The 5,268-nt window shown below is 51.3% G+C and carries 6 protein-coding genes, 1 other RNA gene and 1 pseudogene; 3 read left to right on the plus strand and 5 right to left on the minus strand.

Annotated features, from left to right (window positions below; genetic code table 11):
- On the plus strand, positions 1-501 hold a 501-nt coding region (locus NCN04_RS07655), incomplete at its 5' end, for a PucC family protein (protein ID WP_250395684.1).
- A 1-nt stretch (position 502) separates the two neighbouring features.
- On the opposite strand, the gene NCN04_RS07660 is transcribed toward NCN04_RS07655, so the two are convergent.
- Positions 503-730 (minus strand): hypothetical protein, encoded by a 228-nt coding sequence (locus NCN04_RS07660; RefSeq protein ID WP_250395685.1) that lies wholly within the window; start codon positions 728-730, stop codon positions 503-505.
- 73 nt (positions 731-803) lie between these two features.
- On the opposite strand from NCN04_RS07660, the gene NCN04_RS07665 reads away from it, so the two are divergent.
- A complete protein-coding gene (locus tag NCN04_RS07665) occupies positions 804-1,088 on the plus strand; it encodes a DUF2103 domain-containing protein (RefSeq protein ID WP_250395686.1) in 285 nt (94 codons plus the stop codon).
- Positions 1,089-1,549: 461 nt separating this feature from the next.
- Here the strand turns inward: NCN04_RS07665 and ssrS are convergent.
- From ssrS to NCN04_RS07680, 3 genes are all read right to left on the minus strand, one after another.
- Positions 1,550-1,737, minus strand: a non-coding RNA gene (ssrS, locus tag NCN04_RS07670) — 6S RNA.
- Positions 1,736-2,938 (minus strand): 5-(carboxyamino)imidazole ribonucleotide synthase, encoded by a 1,203-nt coding sequence (locus tag NCN04_RS07675; RefSeq protein ID WP_250395687.1) that lies wholly within the window; start codon positions 2,936-2,938, stop codon positions 1,736-1,738. The genes ssrS and NCN04_RS07675 overlap by 2 nt, the downstream gene beginning before the upstream one ends.
- 27 nt (positions 2,939-2,965) lie before the next feature.
- Positions 2,966-3,862, minus strand: a complete 897-nt coding sequence (locus tag NCN04_RS07680) for a carbohydrate ABC transporter permease (RefSeq protein ID WP_250395688.1) — start codon at positions 3,860-3,862, stop codon at positions 2,966-2,968.
- A 50-nt stretch (positions 3,863-3,912) separates the two neighbouring features.
- Between NCN04_RS07680 and aroB the strand changes: the two genes are divergently transcribed.
- Positions 3,913-5,046: a 3-dehydroquinate synthase gene (gene aroB, locus NCN04_RS07685; RefSeq protein WP_250395689.1), complete on the plus strand. Its 1,134-nt coding sequence runs from the start codon at positions 3,913-3,915 to the stop codon at positions 5,044-5,046.
- On the opposite strand, the pseudogene NCN04_RS07690 reads toward aroB, so the two are convergent.
- Positions 5,018-5,268, minus strand: a pseudogene (locus NCN04_RS07690) (class I SAM-dependent methyltransferase); the annotation flags it as partial. The gene aroB and the pseudogene NCN04_RS07690 overlap by 29 nt on opposite strands.

Consider the following 5,268-nt stretch of genomic DNA (forward strand, 5'->3'; position numbering starts at 1 on the left):
GGAACACTGGTTGGTTTGCTTCTAGCGGGCTGGTTCATCACACCAAAACTTGGGAAGTTGGCCACTGCCCGTTTGGGTTGCTGGATGGTGATGGGTTCTCTGTTTCTGTTGGTGATCAGCGGCTGGCAGCAAGCCTCAGGCCTTCTCCCCCTCGTCATGGTCTTGTTTGGCTTTGCTGCAGGCGTCGGCACCAACAGCGCACTGACCTTGATGCTTGATCTCACTCTCCCAGCGATGGCAGGAACCTTTGTAGGCATTTGGGGCTTAGCTCAAGCCCTCTCACGAGGGATGGGAAAGGTCGTAGGTGGTGGACTGCTTGACCTTGGGCGTCAGCTATTACCCAACGCTGGTCCGATGGCTGGCTATGGCTTGGTGTTTTCGATTGAAATTGTTGTCATGGCAGGCGCATTGATTGTTCTTAATCAGTTGAGCGTCGGCCAATTCAGAGAATCCACAGCGCAGCGACTCGACATGGTGTTGATGGCCGAAATCGATGGTTGAATCAAGCGGCAGGTTTACGCGTGGAGGTGGTTAAGGACAACAGGGCTTGGGTGTGCAGTTGTTGCGTTTGAGCAGCAAAGACATACCGAATCACTTTTCCAGGACAAAGAGCTAGACCCCGCACCTCATCGCCATGCACCTCAGCCGTAAGGATCTTGGCTTTTGGGCCCATTCGAGATGTCAACGGACCTGAGAGCTCAGTTCTGAGGGAATCGACAGATCGGAGCATGGCTCGCAAGGAACACTTACCTGATCTTTAGCCAGAGTGGCTAACTTAAAGAAGCTTTACTTTTGAACCCCTAGTGGGCCGTCTTGTCTTGACCCATAGCACCTACGTGAAAGGGCTCATACCCTGGCTCAAGGTGTTAGCCAATGACCCACAGATCCAAACCATCACTCCAGGAGTGATTGCAAGGGTCAAGGGACGTTGCCAAGATTTGACGCTTAGGCCATCGGTCCCAATCCGAGGTGGATTCAAGTTGATGGCACGCCGTGGCAGGACTGCACAGGAGGTGTTTGTGATTACAACTCTGGAGAAAATAGATTTAATCCAACGCTTAGCTAGCTCTAGATCCTCAATTCTCTAAGTGCATCAAACGAGTCAATCTCTATCGCTGTGCCACTGCTCCATTCCATAGTCTGAACCCACAATCAAGAATCTGATACCTCTGAATTCAACGACTTCAAGCTTACAAGAATCTCTTTCTGTCGATTATTTTTGTTTTATAGCCCTTCACAACTCACAGCCCTTGTCTTTTCTTTATTGAATTGAAATGTTCATTGAAAGAGTGTTCATCCCAATCAAATCACTAGGCTTCTGTTCTGGTTTTTTCGTAGCAGCTAATGCACCACTTCTCAGTTTCACGATTAACACCCTATCACTAGAAGACGAACAATTATTTCAAACCAACAAGACTCAGAATGTCAACCTAAAAACATTAATGATGACTTGATTCTGCAAGTCACTCTCATCAACGCTGAATGTGAATCCTTGTGAGGTCCCAGCCAGGTAACAGGCAGCTTCCTGCCCTGCTGACGGCATCCATGGTGGTGAACCGCTGTGCCGTGCGAGCCCCAGTGTTCGACCTGGAGTTACCAGAAGGGGCGAAAGATTTCGAGAGGATTCGTTTCCGGTTACGAGACCGGTTTACGGCACCAACACGACAGTCACCCCATGTCGAAAGAGAGTCAGATCAGAGCACTAGAGAAAGGCTGTCACCAACACAGCAGTTCGCTACCAATTTAGGGGAAGGGGCCAGATTTCACGAATACTTTGCAGCATGTGCTGTGCTCTCTCGGCCCGTTCAGCAGCGCTATGGCCCTTCAGCAGGGTGGTGACATGCCCCAGTTTTCGTCCCGGGATTTCATCTTTTCCATACCAATGCAAATGCAACTCCTCAATTGAGCGGAGTTTGGAAAGACGTTCGTCAAGCGGTTCAGCCTGGTCATGACTCAGGCCGAGCAGATTGACCATCAAGGAGCCATCTGCAATGAGCTGTGGATTAGGGACTTCCAGACCTGCAGCGATACAGAGTTGTTGATCAAATTGACTACTGGAACAGGCCTCAATTGAAAAATGCCCTGAATTATGAGTTCTAGGCGCTACTTCATTGACAAATAAACCCGACGATCCATAGAAAAACTCCAAAGTCATCACCCCCACATAACTAAGCTTTGTAAGAAGTGAAGCGGCAATGTTGTAAGCCGTAGCCTCAACGAGTTGACTCACTGCTGCCGGTGCAATCACCCAGTCACAAACTTGGTTTTTCTGATGCGTTTCGGCTAATGGCAGGCTTCGAATTCGCCCTTTTGAATCTCGGCTGACAACGAGGGCAAGTTCCTGTTCGTAGGAAATCCAGGCTTCGATGAACCACTCATTGGCATCGACGTTGCGAAGCAACTGAGCCAAGCCGTTGAGATCGTTCACAACCCGTGTGCCTTTGCCGTCGTAACCGCCATAGGCAGCCTTCGCCATGACAGGGAACGTCCATCCGCTCGGTAAGGATGGCGACCCAGGATTCAGTTCAGCTAATGAAATCCACTCTGGACTTGGGATTAACAGATCATCGAGAAGCCGTCTCTGGGACAACTTATTAACGAGAGGAACCAAGCTGGCAAGTGATGGAGTGAATTGCACTCCCTGTCGCTCGAGAGGCATCAATGCATCAACAGCGACCCATTCATTTTCGAAGGTAATGCCGGCGCAATGTGTTGAGAGCTCCCTAGTTGCATGGGCATCTGTGGATCCAGCGATCACTAAATCCTTCGCCAGGGAGGCAGCAGGATCTTCAGCTTTTGACGCTTGAACCGCAAGGGTCACACCTCGTGTTTGCGCTGCTTCACCGAGCATCAGGGCAAGTTGTCCGCCACCGATAACGCCAATTGTGTTGTCAACGCTGGCCATCCGTTGCAGATCGGTCTGGGGGAAGCTTGCCATTCTCTCCTTTTAGCAACGCTGGCAGCCCTAAATCAGGCTTCGTTCTCCTCCAAACGCAAGTCGAATGGCAGTCAGTAACAAAACCAATAGGAACAGAGCGAGTCCAACCGTGCATGCATAACTAATCTCTAGTTCTGCAAATGCCTGGTCATAGACGTAATACACAAGGGTGCGCGTTGAGTCTGCAGGACCTCCCTGTGTCATCAGAAAAACCTCCTCAAACACCTTTGTTGCAGCAATCGCCGAGATCACAGCCACAAGGGTCACGTACGGACGGAGCAACGGCAGAGTGATATCAACATGCTTCCGCCAACCTTCACTTCCATCCAACTCAGCGGCTTCATAAAGTTCCTTCGGGATTCCTTGCAGTCCTCCCAGAAAGATCACCATGTAGTAACCCAAGCCTTTCCACAGGGTGACAAGCATCACTGAGGGAAGGGCCAAAAAGGGATTGGTTAAAAAATCAATGGGGACGAATCCCTGACCAAACAAAGTGCTAAGCCAACCGTTAATTAAACCGTTTTCGGCATAGAGCCAACGAAAAGCGATGGCAGCCACAACAATCGAGACCAAGACTGGCGTATAGAAAGCAGCGCGCAGGATGTGCACACCGGGAAGGATTCGATTGACAAGAACCGCCAGGGTTAGGGCGCCGATCACAATGGGTGGAACGACGCCGAATAAGTAAATCAGAGTGGTGCCAAGCACCTGATAAAACATTGGATCGCCGAGGAGTCGCTGAAAGTTGGCGAAGCCGATGAATTTGAGTGGCTCGGTAACGTCTAAACCTGTTTGCGTGAAACTAATCACCAGAGCCATGAAGGCCGGAACCAAGACGGAAAGGCTCAAAAGAAGGAGAGCAGGAGCTAAAAATCCCCAAGCAATGAGCGTCGATCGCTGTTTGGACGTTGAAGGCAGAGCCATCACCAGCGCCAGATGATTTGGAGGAGAATAGATCCGTCACAGCGGGCGGCATGATCCAATCCCAACCGAGCACAACAGCATCGGCAGATGAAAGACGTCTCAGCGTTGCACTCGAACGCGATCCCTATGACGTCGTGATCTCCGCCGGTGGGATCGACTATCTCGGCAATGAATTGCGACGACTCGGGATTCGCGAACACACAAAAATTTTGGTGGTTAGCAATGTTGATGTTGCGACTCCCTATGGAAGCCGTTGTTTGACCAGCCTCGAACAGGCGGGATTTCAGGCCACCTTGCTCACGATCCCCGCGGGTGAAGAACAGAAGACCTTGACCACCTTCAGCACGATCCTTGATGCTGCCAAAGACGAAGGATTAGAGCGCCAGTCACTCATGCTCGCTTTAGGCGGTGGGATTGTGGGTGACATGACAGGTTTTGCAGCGGCATGCTGGCTGCGAGGAATCGGTGTCATCCAAGTGCCTACGACGTTGTTGGCCATGGTTGATGCCGCGATTGGCGGAAAAACTGGAGTGAATCATCCAGGCGGGAAAAATCTGATCGGCGCCTTCCATCAGCCTCGGCTGGTCATGATTGATCCAGATACGCTTCAAACCCTTCCTACGCGGGAATTTAGGGCTGGTCTCGCTGAGGTGATCAAATACGGCGTCATCGGAGATTCAGAGCTGTTCGAATTGCTCGAACGATCCGACAGCTTTGACAACCCTCTTTCGATTTCTACAGAGCTGCTGGCAACGATGCTCGAACGTTCTGCACAAGCCAAAGCACTTGTTGTTGCTGCGGATGAAAAAGAAGGTGGTCAAAGGGCCATCCTGAATTATGGCCATACGTTTGGTCATGTGGTCGAGACGCTGACCGGATACGGCACCTGGCTCCATGGCGAAGCCGTAGCGATTGGGATGGTGGCGGTGGCAGCACTCGCCGTGCAGCGAGGTGTGATGGCTCAAACCGATGCGGAGCGACAAACACGTTTGATCCAAAGCGCTGGATTACCCAGCCAATGGCCTGATCTGGATCCAGATTGTGTCTTAAAGACGCTTCAAGGCGACAAAAAAGTCCGTGATGGTCGTCTTCGCTTTGTCTTGCCGTCAAGCATCGGTGTTGTGTCGATCGTGGACGACGTTAGTCATGAAGAAATCAGAGCCTGCTTGGCTGCGTTGCGTTGAGGCCTGATGGTTCTTGAAGGAATTGACTTCGCTCACCCGGTGTGTTGCTGGGAACCAACGGATTGAATCGCAGGAACGACAGCCATCGAAACTCCCCAAGGCAGGAAGGGTCGACGAGACGCAGGAGTGCTTCACGACGTTGCAGCACCTCAGAGAGTTTGTTGCCAGGAAGTTGTTGAAGACTGCTGAAACGCTCAGCAAGGCCTAAGGCGAGTAAAGCCT

The organism is Synechococcus sp. MU1655, from assembly GCF_023630655.1.
GTDB lineage: Bacteria > Cyanobacteriota > Cyanobacteriia > PCC-6307 > Cyanobiaceae > Synechococcus_C.

Bases quoted from the DNA above. Each gene is read 5' to 3' on its own strand.
- NCN04_RS07675 (WP_250395687.1), bottom strand. From the start codon at position 2,938: ATGGCAAGCTTCCCCCAGACCGATCTGCAACGGATGGCCAGCGTTGAC.
- NCN04_RS07660 (WP_250395685.1), bottom strand. From the start codon at position 730: ATGCTCCGATCTGTCGATTCCCTCAGAACTGAGCTCTCAGGTCCGTTG.
- NCN04_RS07680 (WP_250395688.1), bottom strand. From the start codon at position 3,862: ATGGCTCTGCCTTCAACGTCCAAACAGCGATCGACGCTCATTGCTTGG.
- aroB (WP_250395689.1), top strand. From the start codon at position 3,913: ATGATCCAATCCCAACCGAGCACAACAGCATCGGCAGATGAAAGACGT.